We start from the raw sequence: 16521 nt of genomic DNA on the forward strand, positions 1-16521 counted from the left end.
CAGTTTGAGGATCAACACGCCCGCCAGACGGTCAATCCCGCGGCATGATCACTGCACACTCCAAAGGGCGCAATCCAATTGTCATCCAAGTTTGACTGTCCGTGCACTGGGATCGTAGTAACGGGCATCCGGCTCAGCAGACACTACCGGTTTTGACAGCTCTGGCTCGGCCTTCGTTGCGGCCTGCTGGGGCTCGGGTCCCGCGCCAAACTGCTTCACAGCGATGCCAAGGGCTTCAGCCTTCTGGAAGCTCAGGAACTCGGCCTCATCCGGGGCCGCGCTGGTGATGAAAACGATGGCCTCGTCCGTCAGCCCAAGGGTGTTCAGATACGCGCCGACGAGGGCATTTCCGGAACCCGTCTCTTGCTTCTTGCCGTTTTTGAACATCCAGGCGGCGTGGACTGCAATCTTTGCCCGAGGCGCTGCCCAGCGCGTCTTGCCGCCCAGCCAGGCCAGCGCACAGGCGGAGGCACACAGCGCGTCGTCCAAAACAAGGGTGTTGAACCCCTTTAGCCGGATAGCCTTGCCAATCTCTATCCCCGCAACGAGGTTGCCCCCGACACTATCGAACACCACCACAGCGTCTTTGAGGCGCAGAACTGTATCTGCGAAGGCTTCCTCGTCCCGGAAGTTGCGTCCGCCCGCGACCGAAACAACCGTGAGCTCCTTTTCTGAGATGACCTTAATGTCAGCGGCTTGAGCGGGCGCACAGGCAGCCAGGATCATACCTGCGATGGTCCCGCCCCTCAGCCCCTTCATTGTTCCAGCCCCACAACACGTTCCCCGTGAACTCTATCGCGAACTCCAAGGGTAGGTCATTCCACAATAAGTAGGCTCACGTTGGGCTTCCAGGCTACACCACCCAGCTGTTTTGGTCACAGCCTAAAGGTCGCCGTGCGGGAGAGCGATCTGCGGGAGGCGTTGGACCGGGCAAGCACACTCGGTCCGGTGATAAAGGGCACGTATGCCGGCAGTGGTTCGCCAGGTAGAAGATTGCTGTTTTTTGCTAGCTCTACTAAATGAACAGTCCTGCTCACTAATACTGACGTAACTTGAACCGCGGCGCTCGCACAATCAGGATGATCCCATCGAGCAGATAACCACGGTGCTCAACATCAAAACACAAGAGCGAAGGACCGCCCCACGATATTTTGCAGTCTGGCAGGTTCATCGTTGTCGAACCCGTTGATATGCTACTAAAGCATAAGTGCCCTCAGGAATCCCTGTTCCTCAAGGCGTCTGCGCACCCCTATATGCTGCGTCGCAACAAGAGCAATGATTGTTGGTCACTATGGCCAGCCACCTGCTGGGGAAATTACATGTTCGTTACCTACATCTTGTCCAAGATCCGCGCCTACCAGCTCTACCGTCAGACCGTACGGGAATTGTCGGAACTCTCTGATCATGAGTTGGCCGATTTGGGCGTTGCCCGTTTCGATATCGCCCGCGTGGCCCGCGAGGGCGCCTTCGCGTAAGTAGCCACGGTTTTCGCTCAAAGACGTGCCCTCCCTATGGCGGGCGTTTACTTGACGGGTCCACAACCTGCCCCCTCAACAAAGAAGATACGAATGGGGCCGCGTCCTAATCAGGATACGGCCCCATTGGTTATGTGCTGAAATCAGTTCGGCTCGCCGACATGCAATTCAGTCGACCCGCCTTAAGGCATCAGACAAGGTGTCAATGATGGTGTCGATCTGAGAGGTCTCGATGAGCAGGGGCGGCGATAGCGCGATGATGTCGCCTGTGACACGGATCAACAGACCTCTCTCAAAGCAATCAACGAAAGCATCATAGGCCCTGCTGCCTGGAGTTCCGGCACGGCTGCCCAACTCGATGCCCGCAATCAGACCAATGGTGCGAATGTCGATGACGTTCGGCAGTCCCTTCAGCCTGTGGATGGCATCATGCCAGTAGGTCTCAATCTCCGCCGCCCGGGTGAGCAGGCCTTCTTCGCGATAGATCGAGAGGGTCGCCAGTCCCGCAGCACAAGCGGCCGGATGACCGGAGTACGTGTAGCCGTGGAAGAGTTCGATCTGGTTCTCGGGCCCGTGCATCAGCGCGTCATGGACCTTCCGGCTGGCAAACACGGCACCCATCGGAATGGCCCCATTGGTCAGCCCTTTCGCTGCCGTCACGAGGTCCGGAATGACGCCGAAGTGGTCCACCGCGAACGGTGCGCCAAGACGGCCGAAGCCCGTGATGACCTCGTCGAAGATCAACAGGATGCCGTGCTTGTCGCAGATTGCTCGCAGCCGCTCGAGATAGCCCTTAGGCGGAATGAGAACGCCAGTGGAGCCGGCTACGGGCTCGACGATAACGGCTGCAATCGTTTCCACCCCATGTAGGGCAACAAGACGCTCAAGATCATCGGCAAGTTCAGCACCATGCTCGGGCTGGCCCTTCACGAAGGCATTGCGTGCCGGATCGTGGGTGTGCCGCAGATGATCCGCACCAGGAAGCTGCGGGAACACGCGGCGATTGTTCAGAATGCCGCCAACGGTGATGCCCCCGAAGCCGACCCCATGGTAGCCGCGCTCACGTCCAATAAATCGTGTTCTCGTGCCCTGACCAATCGCACGCTGATAGGCGACGGCCATCTTGAGTGCCGTATCGACAGATTCCGATCCGGACCCGGTGAAGAACACACGGTCGAGGCCTGCGCTCGGTCCACCTGGCGCGATCTCGGCCAGACGTTCCGCGAACTCGAAGGCAATAGGATGGCCCATCTGGAAGGATGGGGCATAGTCCATGGTGGAGAGTTGCCGGCCCACTGCGTCAGCAATTTCGCGGCGGCCATGACCGGCGTTCACGCACCACAGACCTGCGGTGCCGTCGAGGACCTGACGGTTGTCATCGCTCGTGTAGTACATCCCTTCGGCCCGCGTGAGCAGGCGAGGCGAGGCCTTGAACTGGCGGTTAGCCGTAAAAGGCATCCAGTAGCTGTCGAGCTGGAAGCTATTTGGTCTCTGGGGAGCGTTCATGACCGGGTTCCTTTCGCTAGAGCAGCATGGCCATGATCGAAGGAACCCAACAAGTCCTTTTCTTTGTTCTGCTAAGTGACTGATATTGCTTGGAGCTAACGAGTGTGTTTGTCTTATTCAGAACAACTCAAACACATGGGGCACGGGGCTGCGATGGAATTTGATCTGGGCGGACGACTCCGCTATGTCCGCGGGCTGCACAACCTGTCCCAGCGTGAGCTTGCCAAACGCGCGGGGATTACCAACTCGACCATTTCGCTGATCGAGTCCAACCAGACCAATCCCTCGGTCGGTGCGTTGAAGCGCATCCTCGACGGCATCCCAATCGGACTGGCGGAGTTCTTTGCGCTGGAGCCGGAGAAGCCGAAGCAGGCCTTCTATCGCGGGGAAGAACTGGTCGAGATCGGCAAGGGCAAGATCTCGTACCGCCAAATCGGCAACAACCTGTTCGGTCGTGCGCTTCAGATCCTGAAGGAACGCTACGAACCCGGCGCGGATACCGGCAAGGTTCCCCTCACGCACCACGGTGAGGAGGGCGGGATCATCCTGAGCGGAAGGCTGGAGGTCACGGTCGAGGGCGAGCGGCGAATCCTGGGGCCAGGTGATGCGTACTACTTCGAGAGCTGGCGGCCCCACCGGTTCCGCTGCGTCGGTCCGGTGCCCTGCGAGGTCGTCAGCGCCTGCACACCGCCGACCTTCTGACTTTGTGAGGGGCGTCCAACCTTGAAGCGGCTGGCGTTAGGTAGGTTTACGCGGCTTGGAAGCGCCACTCGTCCCTGTAACGATCGGCGGCGAGATACTTGTGAGAAACCTCCGGAACCCGGTTAGAGATCAGGTCGGCGAGCACACGCCCGGAGCCGCAGGCCATCGTCCAACCAAGGGTGCCATGACCGGTGTTCGTGTATAGGTTCTTGTATCGTGTCGGGCCGACCACCGGAGTGCCGTCTGGCGTCATCGGCCGCAGTCCCGTCCAGAAGCTGCCTTGCCTGACGTCGCCGCCCTGCGGAAAGAGGTCAGTAACCGAGTGCTCAAGTGTCGCCCGCCGCGGCCCCCGTAGGCGCTGGCTGAAGCCGGCCAGTTCCGCCGTTCCGCCAACCCGGATCCGGTCGCCCAGGCGGGTGATCCCGACCTTGAAGGTCTCGTCCATCACGGTCGAGACCGGCGCTGCGTCCGGGTTAATGATCGGCATGGTCAACGAGTAGCCCTTCACCGGATACACCGGCAGGTGAATACCCAAGGGCTTCACCAGATGGGGCGTAAAGCTGCCCATGGCCGCCACATAGGCATCCGCAGTGAGCACCTCATCGCCGCTGATCTGCACGCCGGCAATGCGATCGCCGTCGGTGAGCAGCCTCTGGACCGATGTGCCGTATCGGAACCGGACTCCCAGCTGCTCCGCAAGGGCAGCCAGCCGCTGCGTGAACAGGTGAGCATCCCCGGTTTCGTCGCCCAGGAGGCGCAGGCCTCCAGCGACCTTGCCGCTCACCAGACCCAGCGCCGGTTCGACACTGACACATCCTGTGGGGTCAAGGATTTCGTAGGGCACGCCATAGGCATCGAGAACAGCCGTGTCCTCCCCGATCCCGTCAAGCTGCTTTTGCGTGCGTAACAGCTGAAGTAGCCCCTGCTCCCGATGGTCATAGGTGATGCCGGTCTCCTGCCGTAGCTCGCGCAGGCAGTCTCGGCTGTATTCGGCGAGAGCGACCATCCGGCTCTTGTTGCGTCGGTAGGCGTCCTCGGTGCAGTTGGCTAGCATATGGGCGAGCCAGCCCCAAAGGCGCAACTCGGTGCGGGGCCAGAGCACCAGCGGCCGGTGCTTCATCAGCAGCCACTTCATCGCCTTAATCGGAATGCCCGGAGCCGCCCACGGAGCGGAGTAGCCGGGTGAGACCTGTCCTGCATTGGCAAAGCTCGTCTCCATGCCGGCGGCGGGCTGGCGGTCCACCACTGTCACCTCATGACCTTGCCTGGCGAGATAGTAGGCGGACGTGACGCCGACGACGCCGCTGCCGAGAACGAGAACGCGCATGGTGTGTAACCCTCAAGAATGGATGTACTGACGGTAGTAGCGGGCACCTAAGCTGTTGAGCAGTTCGTAGCCGATCGTGCCGGAACGGCCAGAAGCCGTCGCCGGCGGGACAGAATGAGCCACTGCAAAAGGCATCGAACGGAAAAGCTGCACTGCGCGCACCTCTAAGGATGCCCTAAAGTGACGTAAATCGTCCTGAACATCCTGCCGAAGCGTCGTAGGATTCGCGTATTTGCCTGATGACGGCTTTATAAAATTCGATGCAATCGAACTTCCTGTCCTTATGGATAACGTCCTGCAATCTTCCTCAAGGAAAGCCAAGGTCAGCCATGTGGCTGCCGCTCGTGTCCGGATTGAGCATTAAAGATCCGGCGGCTTGATTACAGCCCGGATCGCGAAACTCGATTGAATACGGGCGACGCCCGGCAGGCAGGATAGTACGTCCGTGTGAATGCGCTCGTAGCTCGCCGCGTCGGGCACGGCCACACGGAGAAGGTAGTCCGACGTTCCGGTCATGAGATAGCACTCCCGGATGTCAGGACATTGGCAGGCGGCCTTCTCGAAGCGCCTGAGATACTCGTCCGTCTGCCGTTCCAGGGTGATCTGCACGATGACGACCGTTTCCGATGCTGCGGCCCGATCATTGATTAGTGCGGAATATCCGCGGATCGTTCCGCTCTCCTCAAGAAGCCGAACACGACGCAGGCACGCCGACGGAGATAACCCGACCTTCTCGGCCAAGTCGGCATTCGTGATACGGCCGTCGGTTCGGAGAATGCTGATGATGCGCTGGTCTATCGCGTCCATGGCGGCTCAAGGATCGGTGACATTGAACGACTGCAACTGAGACGGCGTCATCGCACAGCTCAGTCGCCTGCGCAAAGTGACCGATCTCAGCCGGTGCTCAGCAAATCGGAGCGGAATGATGCATCGAGGCGCTGCATGAAGCTTTCCGCGCAGCACATGTGCTCGCGCATGATCCGGCTGACGCCACTGCGATCCTTGACTCGGAAGGCCGCCACGAGATCCCGGTGGCTCGCCACGTTGTGCTGACCAAAAGCCTCGTGCTCGTCGTAGCGGTCGCTGCGGAACTCGACGAGATCGCGCAGGAGCCCGTTCAGGAAACGGCAGATGAAGGCGAGCAGAGGATTGTCGCAGCTCTCGCAGAGAATGTCGTGGAATTCAATCTCGAGCCGACGGCCCGTGACACGGTCGCCGCTGTCGCGGGCTTCGACGCATTGCTCGATATTGGTCTCGAGCCTCTGCAACTGGTCCTCCGTCAGGCGACCGACGACGCTTTCCGCGAGAGAAACCTCAAGGCCGCGTCGAAGCACGTAGATTTGTTCGAAATCCAACACTTGGAAATGGAGGTAGCTGCGCAACTGCTGCATGGCCGCGTCGATGGAAACGGGTTGAATCTCAGCGCCGCCGTTCGGGCCAGTCTGCATCTTCACAAGCCCCTGGACTTCAAGGGCCTTCAGCGCTTCGCGAAGAGTACCCTTCGCGCAGCCGTAATGCTGCATCAGGGTCTTCTCGTTGGGGAGCCGGTCACCCGGCTTAAGGCCCTCCCGTGCGATCCAGCGCCTCAGGTCTTCGGCGATCTGATCCGAGAGTTTCGTGCGCTGCATCCGTCCGCGCCCGCGGGCCAGAACGCCTTCATTGTCGCTTCTCATAGTCGAACCGCCTCAGGTTTCCACGGGATATCTTCCTGGAGAGGATATACCGGGCGGGCGAGCTTTTCGAAATGAAATAACTCGTAGTCAGAGCTCGTCACCCCACGGCTCGCACACTCGACGACGGCCCTCGCGATGGGCTCGAACATGGGACGGCAATACATGCGGGATTTCAGGATCAGGTAGCGGCACGCACGGGGGTCGAGACCGACGCTCGTGAACACTGCAAGGTCCCAAGGCTCGTGAGGCTGCTCGGTGACGAGTACCCGCGCCCGGCCGGTGTCCAGCACGGCAGCACGCCCCATGAGGCAGCGCATGCCCGTATAGGTCGGCCCGCTGATCGTATATTCGCCGTCGCCCAGAACGCGAATTACCCCGGCGAGCTCCAGCGGGCGCTTGGAGACGCCGATGCGCGGCATCGCCACGCGGTTTCCGATCCCAATGTCGATCCGGGCGCCGACTCCTGCGGCTATCATCGCCGCCACGGCTTCAGGATCGCAGATTGGACCAACGACGATGTCGTCGAGCTCCTGCGCCAGCGCCTCGTCGAGTACGTCCATAGTGTCGCAGGTGCCCCCGGACATGCAGTTGTCTCCATGATCGAGCAGCAGCACGGGGCCTTGCCCCGCTCCTTCGGCGGCGGCGCGCGCCGCGGCGACCGACTGGTGGAGCGGCTCCTCGTGGTACACGAACTCGGCTCGGCGTTCCCACAAGAGGCCGCCGATCTCGCGCGCGGCCTCTGCGGCGAGATCGGCCGTTTCCGCGACCGTGATCACCGATACACCGGCATCCGCGATGTCGGCGATGGGAAAGCCGCCGAAAACGCTGACAGCCAGCACGCCTGGCCTCTCCTCCGCGGCTCTCGCAGCCTTGATTGCATCCTGCATGGCTCCGGGAGCGCCAGTGTTCATCTTCAAGGTATGGGCCAGTTGTGGCGGATGGCACCAGGCCCGCTTCGGCGCCAGCCCCTCGTCGAGCATGCGTCCAACGAGCCGCACCGCATGAGCACCGGTTTCGTACATGTCCACATGCGGATAGGTCTTGAAGCCGACGAGCACGTCGGCATTCGCAACCATTCGTTCAGTGATATTGCCGTGGAGGTCGAGGGCGACGCCGAGCGGCACGTCGGGCGCGACGGTACGGATGCGGGCGAGGAGCTCGCCCTCTCCATCCTCTAAGCTCTCGGTCACCATCGCCCCGTGAAGATCTAGGAGAACGGCGTCACATCCATTCCGGACCGCGTCGACAATGGCTGCCGCCATGGCCTCGAAGGCGTCGTCCGCCACGGGACCACTCGGGTTGGCGGTGGCGAAGACCGGCGTCGCCACCTCTGCCCCGCGCTCTTCCGCAGAGGCGAGAAAGGCCCCCATGGCCGTGCGCGATCCCCTGCCGGCTTGCAGGGCATCCGCTCCCCAGCGGGGAGCAAAGGATGCAAGCGGCGTCGGCACCGGCGAGAACGTGTTGGTTTCATGATTCATGCGGGCGACAACGAAGCGCATGCCTGTCTATCCTTGTGAAGGCGCCGGCCAGCGCCATGAAGTCCATGCATCCGGACGAACCCGGAGCGGTTGGTTCGAGATGCGTCAACTCAGGCGTTCCGTCCCGCGCTCGTCGTAGTCGAGAACAGCGCCGAGGAGCACCTGCACCCCGGCAGCGCATTCCTCGAAGGAGGTGCTTTCTTCCTCGTTGTGGCTCAGCCCGCCCGCACAGGGCACGAAGATCATGGCGGTCGGCGCGACACGGGCGATGTAGGCCGCATCGTGACCTGCGCCCGAGATCATGTCGCGCGCCGGATACCCAGCTGCCTGCACGCTCTTTTTCACGGAAGCCAGGCAATCGGTATCGAACCTGACGGCGGGCGATTCCCAGACCTTCTTGAATTCCATACCGAGGCTTCCCCTGCCGGCCATCTCGTCGATCGCGGCCAGGAGCTTGCGCTCCATGATGTCGAGGACGTCATCCTGCGGATGGCGGAAATCCACCGTGAAGAACACGTGACCCGGCACGACGTTTCGCGAATTGGGCTGAACTTCGATCAGTCCAACGGAGCCCACAGCGGAAGGAGCATGCTCCAGGGCAATGCCCTCAACCCGATCGATAAGCCGTGCCGCCCCCACGAGGGCGTCGTGCCGCATGGGCATCGGGGTCGAGCCTGTATGCGCTTCTCTTCCTGTGACGGAGATCTCGTACCAGCGCATGCCTTGGACGCCTTCGACGACTCCGATGATCTTCTCCTCCTGTTCGAGGATGGGGCCCTGCTCAATATGCAGTTCGAACATCGCTCCGAACGTGACCGATCCGGCCTTGGTGGCGCCCCGATAGCCGATCGCCTCGATGGCATCGCCGAACGTGACGCCCTGACGATCTTCCCGGCTGTCTGCATAGGTCCGGTCGAAGACCCCCGCATAGACGCCGGACCCGAGCATCGCGGGTGCGAAGCGCGAACCCTCCTCATTGGTCCAGTTCACCAGCATGAGAGGTGCGTTCGTCTCATAGTCGGAATCCTGAAGGGCCTTGAACACCTCCAGGCCGCCAAGCACCCCGAGAATCCCGTCGAACTTTCCGCCCGTGGGCTGCGTGTCGAGGTGGCTGCCAATCGCGATGGGAGGAAGGTCGGCGCGCCTGCCGGGGCGAACGGCGAACATGTTGCCGACCTCGTCGACGGTCACAGTGCAGCCGAGCCTCTCACATTCACTTTTCAGCCAGTCGCGCACCTGCCTGTCGGCATCCGTAAGGGTAAGGCGCGACACGCCACCCTTCGCGGTTCCGCCGATCCTGGCAGTTTCCATCAAACTGTCCCAGAGACGCTGAGGATTGATCTGAAGATTGGGAATCATTGATTTTACCAAATCGCGGGGTCAGTGGGCCTTCACGCCCAGGTAGCGGTCCTTCGTCGCCTCATCGGCCGCGAACTCGTCATGCGTGCCGTGGTAGACGACACGGCCGAGCTCCAAGATGTAATGGCGGTCGGCGAGTTCGGTGCAGACGGCAAGGTTCTGCTCGACGAGCAGGATCGGTACACCGGTCGCGCGGATCTTCTTGATCTGGTCGACGATCTCATCGACGATGACGGGAGCCAGTCCTTCGACGGGCTCGTCTAGCATCAGTAGCTTCGGCGCATTGAGAAGGGCCCGGGCAATCGACAACATCTGCTGCTCGCCGCCAGAGAGCTGGCCGCCTCCGTTGCGGCGGCGCTCTTCGAGGCGCGGGAAGATCCTGTATACGTCCTTCAGCGACCAAGGTGAGCCCTTCCGCTCCGCGATGCGCAGGTTCTCCTCGACGGTGAGCAATCCAAAGATGCCGCGGTTTTCGGGTACAAGGGCGAGGCCGCGTTGAGCGATTTTGTGAGGACGCCATCCCGTGACGTCCGTTCCGGCGAAGCGCACGCGTCCGTCGCTCGGCGAGAGCAGGCCGCTGATGCTCTTCAGGGTCGATGTCTTCCCGGCCCCGTTCCGGCCGAGCAGCGTTACAACCTCGCCAGCCCGCACCTCGAGGTTCACTCCCTGAAGGATATGGCTCTTGCCGTAATAGCCATGCACGTTTTCGATCTCGAGCAATGCCGTGGTCATGCGATATCACCCGTGATCATGTTACCGAGATAGGCGCGCCGCACTTCCGGATCGTCTCGCACCACGGCAGGTGGCCCCTCTACCAGCACGCGCCCCGCACGCATAACCGTCACGGTGTCGCTGATGTTCATGACGATGCCCATGTTGTGCTCGATGAAGAGCACCGTGTGGTCGCGGCCCAGATTGCGGATCAGGGCCTTCATCGCCTCTACGTCGTCGATGCCCATTCCGGATGTCGGTTCGTCGAGTAGGATCAGCCGCGGCTTCGCGGCGACCGCCATCCCGACTTCGAGCCGCCGCTGCTGCCCGTGTGAGAGTTCGCCCGCCGCCCTGTCCGACACATGGGTCAGCTCTAGGCGCTCCATCACTTCGCCCGCGACGGCGAGCGCGTGGTCACGCGGATCGACTCCACGCCAGGGTGCGAGAGCCTGAAGAGGATTGCGCCCCTGAGCCGCCAGGCGCAGGTTCTCGCGAACGTTCAGGTTCTGGAACAGGCTCGTCACTTGGAAGGAGCGCGCGATGCCCAGAGGCACCCTCTTGTCGTCGGACACATGGGTGATGTCCCGTCCGTCGAGAGTGATCTGCCCGCTCGATGCTCGCACGCGGCCGGTGAGGGCATGGAACAGGGTGGTCTTTCCTGCTCCGTTCGGGCCGATCACGGAATGAATCGTGTTGGGCTTAATCGACAGGGTGACGTCCGAGAGGGCGAGGAAGCTGCCATATCGGACGCTGAGTTTGTCGGCTGCAAGGATCGGAGTCTGGGTGCTCATATACCCCTCCCCTCGGATTCCGGCTGGATGGGCGGTTCGATGGAGGAGTTGATGGACGACTTGCGGCCCATGGGCAGGGCCTCGACCAGCCGTTCGAGGAGGCCCCAAAGACCCTTCTGCATGAAGAGCGCTACCACGATGAGGAGCCCGCCGAGAAGGAGAAGCCAGCGCGGCCAGATCGACGAGAGCAGATCCGAGACGATCACGTAGAACCCTGCTCCAAGCACGGAGGCGAACAGGTTTCCGGTGCCGCCGATAATCGTCATGATCAGGATGCTCTCGCTCATGTGGTAATCGATGTTCGACAGAGGCGCGACGCCGATGAGGAGAGCATGGAGCGCGCCGGCAAGCCCTGTCACCGCGCCGGAGATTGCAAAGGCCGTGATCTTGAAGTTGCGGACGGGGAAGCCGATGGCGCGCGCGCGTTCCTCGTTGTCGCGAACTGCCAGCAGGGTACGCCCAAACGTGGAGCTCGCAACCCGCTGCAGAGCCGCGAAGAGGAGTAGAAAGAGCACCGCCACGAAGGCGTAGTAGGTCCAGGACTCTCCCAGAGAGAAGGGTCCGATGGCCGGCCGGGGAATATTGAGCAGGCCGTTGTCGCCGCCGGTGATGTCCTTGAACGTGTAGGCGAGAAAGTAGAAGAACTGGGAGAAGGCGAGCGTCAGCATGACGAAATAGACGCCTTGCCGGCGGATCGAGAGCCAGCCGACTCCCGTAGCGACGACGGCTCCCGTGATCGCCGAGAGCACGAGCGCCAGAGCGAGCGGGACTGAGGTGTGCAGCAAGGTCAGTCCGGCAGCGTAGCTCCCGAGTCCGAAGAAGATTCCCTGGCCGAAGGATAAAAGACCTGTATAGCCGAGGAGGAGATTGCATGCGGCCGCCGCCATGGCGAAGATCAGCACCTCGGACGCAAGCGTGCCAGACCGCATGAAGAGCGGGAGCGCAATGGCCACAAGAGCAGCGAGAAGAAAATGTAGAGAGGCGCGGTTCATGATGGCAGCCCTCATGCCCGGCCGAGCAGGCCGCGCGGCATCGTCAGGATGACGAGCCCCATACCGAGATAGATCATCAAGCGGGCGCCCTCGGGCCAGAGCGTCGTCATGATGCTCTGCACGATCCCCACCAGAAGCCCTGCGATGAGCGCGCCCGTGTAGCTGCCCATGCCGCCGATGACGACGACCACGAAGGCGATGCCGAGAGCCTCGACACCCATGAAGGGCTCGACGCCGCGGATCGGTGCCGCGAGGGCTCCGGCGAGGCCCGCGAGGCCCGCGCCGAGGGCGAAGACGGCCGTGTTCACCCGCAGGATGTCGATGCCGAGCAACGAGACCATGTCAGTCGATTCCGAGCCTGCGCGCACCACTGCGCCGAGCCGCGTGCCCTCCAGAAGCCACCAGAGGCCGATGGCAAGCACGAGGGTCAGCCCGATGACGAAGAGGCGGTACTGAGGATAAATGAAATCGCCCAGCATAAGCACGCCACTGAGCGCGCCCGGAGTCGAGACATTGCCGCCCACCGGCCCCCAAAGGATGATGACCAGCTCCTGCACCATCAGGGCGAGTCCGACGGTCACGAGGATGTGGAACGTATGCGGCAAGTGATAGATGCGCCGCAGCAGTACAGATTCCGTCAGGGCCGCGAGCCCCGCAACGATGAATGGCGCAACAAGAAGCGCCGCCCAGAAATTTAGGCCGCGCTCGGTCATGTCATAAACGAAATAGGCGCCCAGAAGATAAAATGTGCCGTGGGCGAAATTCACGAAATGAAGCAGCCCGAAGATGATGCTCAATCCCACCGCGAGCAGGAAGTAGAGCATTCCCAGGCCGATGCCGTTCACCAGCTGAAACAGATATATCACTCGGGCACCTGACGTTGGAGCCAATCAATAGTTGCAAGAAAAAGGGGACGGCCGCGTGCCGTCCCCGCCGATGGTCAGGCCATCTTGCACTGGGCTTGCTCCGGAGATTGGAACGACTTGCCGAAGCTGATGATGTCGGCGTAGTCGTCCTTGTCCTTCATGGCACTCTTGGCCTTCCCCTTCAGCAGGTAATAGTTCTTGATCACCTGGTGGTCCGCCGCGCGGATCTCCTCGTCGCCTGTGAGGCCAGCATACTTCATGCCCTCCATTGCCTGGGTGACCGCCGGGCCGTCCGCGCTTCCTGCCTTCGCGGCCGCGTCGATCAGGATCTTCGTGGTCAGGTAGGCGCTGGCGAAGGCGTAATTCGGGTTCATCTTGTGCTTGGTCTGCACCTTGGCGACCAGCTCGCGGTTAAACGGCGAGTCGATGCCGTGCCAGTACTGAGCCCCGAAGTAGACGCCCTCCATCAGCTCAGGGCCTAAGGCTTCAAACTGTTCAAGTCCCGAAGCCCAAGCCAGCAGGATCGTCATGCGATTCTTCATGCCGAAGCTGACGGCCTGACGAAGAGTATCGGACGACTGGGAGCCAAAGTTGAGGATGAGGAGAGCATCGGGCTTGGCCGCCATGGCATTGGTCAGATAGCCGCTGAATTCTTTTTCCGTGAGGGAGTGATAGCTGTTGCCGACATGCTCGATCCCCTTCTCCTTGAAGATCGCTTTCGCGGCGTTGAGCAGGCCGTCGCCGAACACGTATTGCGGCGTGATCGTGTACCAGCGCTTCGCGTTGGGAAGCTGCTCGATGAGCGGACGCACGGTCTGCTCGATGGCGCCAAACGTCGGCACGCTCCACCGGAACGTACTCTTGTTGCACTCCGAGCCGGTGATCTCATCGGCGCCTGCTGTGGTGATGAAGACCCCTTTCCCTTTCGCGACTTCCTTGCCCATGGCAAGGGCCTCGGACGACAGGATGCCGCCGGAGAACAGCGTTACTCCGCGCTCCATCGCCTCCTGAACTTTGCGAACGGCTGTGGCCGGTTTTCCTTCCGTGTCGATCTCGAGATAGCTCAGCTTACGGTCTAAGACCTTGCCGACCTCCTCAACAAGCATTGCGGTACCCATGGAGCCAAACTTACCATTGGCAGCGAAGGGCCCCGACATTGGAAGCGGCGCGCCAATGGTTATGTCCCCGCCGGCAGCGAAGGCCGGCCGGAGCCCCGTAGGGAGGAGCAGTGAGCCCACGGCGACGGATGAGAGTTTCAGCAGATCACGACGGTTGAGCATGGATACCTCTGGGCGGCTATTTGTTCTATTTATACGAATAGTTATTATAGAATTGAGCCTGTCAAGGGGCATCGGGATGGCCACTACGGGTCGCTGGGCACTAGTAGGGCTTCGAGGGCGGGTAAGACCCGAGCCGAGCGAGACACCGTTCTTAGAGTCGTCCCGTCGTGAAACGCGCTTGCCTGGCCCACAATGGGCTGATGGTAGCCCTGCTCGCGGTTCGCCCTCTCCGCCACAAGAACTTTGGCGAGCTGACTCTGGGAACCAGCTTCCGCCGTGTTGACAGTAGCGGGTGGATCATCCTTGAGGCTGAGGACACAAAGGGCGGCCGAGTGGACGAGCGGCAGGTGCCGGAATATCTCAATCCGCTGGTGGAGCGATATCTCGCCACCTACCGACCTATTCTGCTGGCCCGACGGGCTGCCATGTCTGATTGTGAAGAGGCGGAAGCTACGCGATCCCGTCCGGACTGCTCATTAGAGGACATATCAGGCCCGTTGTGGATCGCAGTCACGGGGGTGCCCCTCACCTACTCGGCTGTTGGTGCTGCTATTACTGACACCGTCGAAGCCACGATAGGGGTCCGGCTGAGCCCGCATGCGTTCCGCCGCGCCGTAAGAACAACTGTGACGTACACTGGCGGGGAGCATCGCGGCCTCACGCAAGGGGTACTGCAACACAACAGCGCGCGTGTCGGGGACGAGCATTACGACAGCGACTCAACCCGGCGAGCAGGCCTTGAGCTGACCGCAATCATACGGGGGCTCACGAAATAGCCCTCTGTGTGTTCTGAGGAGCCCCTTCAAGTTAGGACCGAAGCTGCTGATCTACTTGGTAAGTGGATTGACACTACCACAGGCCTCTGAAGGAAGGCGGAGCAAGGGAAATTCTTCGTCCTTTCAGATGTCCGCTTTACGCCTCTAACCTGACCAAGGCCTTAGGTCTCAGATCTGCCAAAAGGAGACATTCATACTTCTCAGAGCCGCGGGTCTCGTTCGCTTAAGGCCATCGACGAGGATCAAGGGGCAGCGACCAACGCAGTGCCATCACGAGCGATCACCTTCCCGCCCTTGACTACCATTCTGCGTGGACGTCGGTCTACGACGGCCTCCGCCAGGGTTTCGCCGTCGAGCAGGACGAGATCCGCCTTGCAGCCGAGATCCAGGCCGTAATCATTGAGACCCATCATCCGCGCACCGCCAAAGGTGCAGGTGTCGAGCGCCAGAGCGACCTCATCGTCGCGACGCAGATTATTGCGCAGGCCGACGAGAACGGCCCTCTCCAGCATGTCGGGATTGTTGTAGGGTCCCCAGGTGTCGCGCACGCCGTCAGTGCCCGCTGCGACCACGATGCCTGCCTCAACGAGCCGCTTGACGGCAGGGGCCGGTCTCGAGGCAGGGGCTGTCGTGAGAATGTGAATCTGTGCCTGAGCCAATGCGTCGATCAGCGCGGCGACATAATCCTGATCGGTCATGCCCAGGCAGAACGCATGGCTGATCGTCACCTTGCCCTGAAGGCCCAGAACCTTTGTGCGTTCGATGATGAGCTCCATAGAGAAGGCTCCCAGCTCCGCCGGCTCATGGAGATGGATGTCGACCGGGACGCCATAGCGGTCGGCAAGATCGAAGACGACATCGAGATGCCCCTTCGGATCGCGATCAATCCCTGCAGGGTCGAGCCCGCCGACGACCTGGGCGCCGAGTTGAAGCGCCCTCTCCATCAGTTCGACGGTACCGGACCGAATGAGCATGCCGCTCTGCGGGAAGGCGACGAGCTCGATATCAACCATGTTCCGATAGCGCTCCCGGGTTTCCAGAACGCCCTCAATGCCGGCGACGCCGACCTCCGTATCCACATCCACATGGGTCCGGATATGCGTCGTGCCGAGGGAGGCGGCGAGCACGGTCTGCCAGGCGGATTGGCGGGCGGGATCGATGCCGAGGACCCGCCGCTGCATTCGCTCGTTCTCGATCTTGTCGATAAGGCGTGGCCCCACCTCGTTGCGGTACCAGCCCATACCGAGGAGGGTCTTGTCCATATGCGTATGGGCTTCGACGAGACCGGGAATCAGGATCGCTCCGCCGCCGTCGAGGCTCTCCTGGCTATCCTGGACATCCTCGCCATAACTTGCGATCCGCCCGTCGCGGATTGCAATAGAAGTCGTCTCTCCGCCCATCGGACGCACATTGCGGATCACCAAGTTGTTCACGAGCATCCTCCCCCTTCGGGTCCGAACCAGAACAGCATTGTCAGAACATATTGCCGTACCGATTTGTTTGTATACAATAATGCATACGAAATGCCAACGAGTTTCGCCTTCCTGAGTCAGTTGATTTGTGGAACATAGTTCATTGCCCGAAC

At 61.3% G+C, this 16521-nt stretch carries 15 protein-coding genes; 2 read left to right on the top strand and 13 right to left on the bottom strand.

Annotated elements, in window-relative coordinates:
* Window positions 1–81: 81 nt before the first annotated feature.
* Window positions 82–726 carry a hypothetical protein gene (locus JKL45_RS17780; RefSeq protein WP_201862924.1) on the bottom strand — a complete coding sequence of 215 codons (645 nt, stop codon included), beginning with the start codon at window positions 724–726 and terminating at the stop codon, window positions 82–84.
* A gap of 593 nt (window positions 727–1319) precedes the next feature.
* Here JKL45_RS17780 and JKL45_RS17785 point away from each other — a divergent pair.
* Complete coding sequence (locus tag JKL45_RS17785; RefSeq protein WP_201862925.1) at window positions 1320–1475, top strand: DUF1127 domain-containing protein; 156 nt, start codon at window positions 1320–1322, stop codon at window positions 1473–1475.
* 168 nt (window positions 1476–1643) lie between these two features.
* Here the strand turns inward: JKL45_RS17785 and aptA are convergent, their stop codons facing one another.
* Window positions 1644–2981, bottom strand: a complete 1338-nt coding sequence (gene aptA / locus JKL45_RS17790) for an omega-aminotransferase AptA (RefSeq protein ID WP_201862926.1) — start codon at window positions 2979–2981, stop codon at window positions 1644–1646.
* 153 nt (window positions 2982–3134) lie between these two features.
* On the opposite strand from aptA, the gene JKL45_RS17795 reads away from it, so the two are divergent.
* Entirely contained in the window at window positions 3135–3683 is a 549-nt protein-coding gene (locus tag JKL45_RS17795) for a cupin domain-containing protein (protein ID WP_201862927.1), read from the top strand.
* A gap of 46 nt (window positions 3684–3729) precedes the next feature.
* On the opposite strand, the gene JKL45_RS17800 is transcribed toward JKL45_RS17795, so the two are convergent.
* The 11 genes from JKL45_RS17800 to JKL45_RS17850 form a co-directional block, all read right to left on the bottom strand.
* Window positions 3730–5010, bottom strand: a complete 1281-nt coding sequence (locus JKL45_RS17800) for a D-amino acid dehydrogenase (RefSeq protein WP_201862928.1) — start codon at window positions 5008–5010, stop codon at window positions 3730–3732.
* Window positions 5011–5370: 360 nt separating this feature from the next.
* Window positions 5371–5817 (bottom strand): Lrp/AsnC family transcriptional regulator, encoded by a 447-nt coding sequence (locus tag JKL45_RS17805; RefSeq protein ID WP_036370174.1) that lies wholly within the window; start codon window positions 5815–5817, stop codon window positions 5371–5373.
* An 86-nt stretch (window positions 5818–5903) separates the two neighbouring features.
* Complete coding sequence (locus tag JKL45_RS17810) at window positions 5904–6683, bottom strand: FadR/GntR family transcriptional regulator (protein WP_246498629.1); 780 nt, start codon at window positions 6681–6683, stop codon at window positions 5904–5906.
* On the bottom strand, window positions 6680–8182 hold the full coding sequence (locus JKL45_RS17815; RefSeq protein ID WP_201862929.1) for a M81 family metallopeptidase: 1503 nt from the start codon (window positions 8180–8182) through the stop codon (window positions 6680–6682). Before JKL45_RS17815 ends, JKL45_RS17810 begins: the two co-directional genes overlap by 4 nt.
* A gap of 84 nt (window positions 8183–8266) precedes the next feature.
* Window positions 8267–9520: a Zn-dependent hydrolase gene (locus tag JKL45_RS17820; RefSeq protein WP_201862930.1), complete on the bottom strand. Its 1254-nt coding sequence runs from the start codon at window positions 9518–9520 to the stop codon at window positions 8267–8269.
* Between the two features lie 21 nt (window positions 9521–9541).
* Window positions 9542–10252 carry an ABC transporter ATP-binding protein gene (locus tag JKL45_RS17825; protein ID WP_201862931.1) on the bottom strand — a complete coding sequence of 237 codons (711 nt, stop codon included), beginning with the start codon at window positions 10250–10252 and terminating at the stop codon, window positions 9542–9544.
* Entirely contained in the window at window positions 10249–11022 is a 774-nt protein-coding gene (locus JKL45_RS17830; protein WP_201862932.1) for an ABC transporter ATP-binding protein, read from the bottom strand. Before JKL45_RS17830 ends, JKL45_RS17825 begins: the two co-directional genes overlap by 4 nt.
* Entirely contained in the window at window positions 11019–12014 is a 996-nt protein-coding gene (locus JKL45_RS17835; protein WP_201862933.1) for a branched-chain amino acid ABC transporter permease, read from the bottom strand. The genes JKL45_RS17830 and JKL45_RS17835 overlap by 4 nt, the downstream gene beginning before the upstream one ends.
* 11 nt (window positions 12015–12025) lie before the next feature.
* On the bottom strand, window positions 12026–12880 hold the full coding sequence (locus JKL45_RS17840; protein WP_201862934.1) for a branched-chain amino acid ABC transporter permease: 855 nt from the start codon (window positions 12878–12880) through the stop codon (window positions 12026–12028).
* A 74-nt stretch (window positions 12881–12954) separates the two neighbouring features.
* Complete coding sequence (locus tag JKL45_RS17845; RefSeq protein ID WP_201862935.1) at window positions 12955–14160, bottom strand: ABC transporter substrate-binding protein; 1206 nt, start codon at window positions 14158–14160, stop codon at window positions 12955–12957.
* A gap of 1018 nt (window positions 14161–15178) precedes the next feature.
* Entirely contained in the window at window positions 15179–16369 is a 1191-nt protein-coding gene (locus JKL45_RS17850) for an amidohydrolase family protein (protein ID WP_201862936.1), read from the bottom strand.
* Window positions 16370–16521 lie beyond the last annotated feature (152 nt).

The sequence above is a fragment of the Microvirga soli genome (genome assembly GCF_016734765.1).
Taxonomy (GTDB): domain Bacteria; phylum Pseudomonadota; class Alphaproteobacteria; order Rhizobiales; family Beijerinckiaceae; genus Microvirga; species Microvirga soli.

What these genes read in the sequence shown, in the direction of transcription:
- JKL45_RS17795 (WP_201862927.1), top strand. Translation starts at nt 3,135, where the DNA reads ATGGAATTTGATCTGGGCGGACGACTCCGCTATGTCCGCGGGCTGCAC.
- JKL45_RS17845 (WP_201862935.1), bottom strand. Translation starts at nt 14,160, where the DNA reads ATGCTCAACCGTCGTGATCTGCTGAAACTCTCATCCGTCGCCGTGGGC.
- JKL45_RS17820 (WP_201862930.1), bottom strand. Translation starts at nt 9,520, where the DNA reads ATGATTCCCAATCTTCAGATCAATCCTCAGCGTCTCTGGGACAGTTTG.
- JKL45_RS17785 (WP_201862925.1), top strand. Translation starts at nt 1,320, where the DNA reads ATGTTCGTTACCTACATCTTGTCCAAGATCCGCGCCTACCAGCTCTAC.
- JKL45_RS17815 (WP_201862929.1), bottom strand. Translation starts at nt 8,182, where the DNA reads ATGCGCTTCGTTGTCGCCCGCATGAATCATGAAACCAACACGTTCTCG.
- JKL45_RS17805 (WP_036370174.1), bottom strand. Translation starts at nt 5,817, where the DNA reads ATGGACGCGATAGACCAGCGCATCATCAGCATTCTCCGAACCGACGGC.
- aptA (WP_201862926.1), bottom strand. Translation starts at nt 2,981, where the DNA reads ATGAACGCTCCCCAGAGACCAAATAGCTTCCAGCTCGACAGCTACTGG.
- JKL45_RS17800 (WP_201862928.1), bottom strand. Translation starts at nt 5,010, where the DNA reads ATGCGCGTTCTCGTTCTCGGCAGCGGCGTCGTCGGCGTCACGTCCGCC.
- JKL45_RS17810 (WP_246498629.1), bottom strand. Translation starts at nt 6,683, where the DNA reads ATGAGAAGCGACAATGAAGGCGTTCTGGCCCGCGGGCGCGGACGGATG.
- JKL45_RS17830 (WP_201862932.1), bottom strand. Translation starts at nt 11,022, where the DNA reads ATGAGCACCCAGACTCCGATCCTTGCAGCCGACAAACTCAGCGTCCGA.
- JKL45_RS17780 (WP_201862924.1), bottom strand. Translation starts at nt 726, where the DNA reads ATGATCCTGGCTGCCTGTGCGCCCGCTCAAGCCGCTGACATTAAGGTC.
- JKL45_RS17825 (WP_201862931.1), bottom strand. Translation starts at nt 10,252, where the DNA reads ATGACCACGGCATTGCTCGAGATCGAAAACGTGCATGGCTATTACGGC.
- JKL45_RS17835 (WP_201862933.1), bottom strand. Translation starts at nt 12,014, where the DNA reads ATGAACCGCGCCTCTCTACATTTTCTTCTCGCTGCTCTTGTGGCCATT.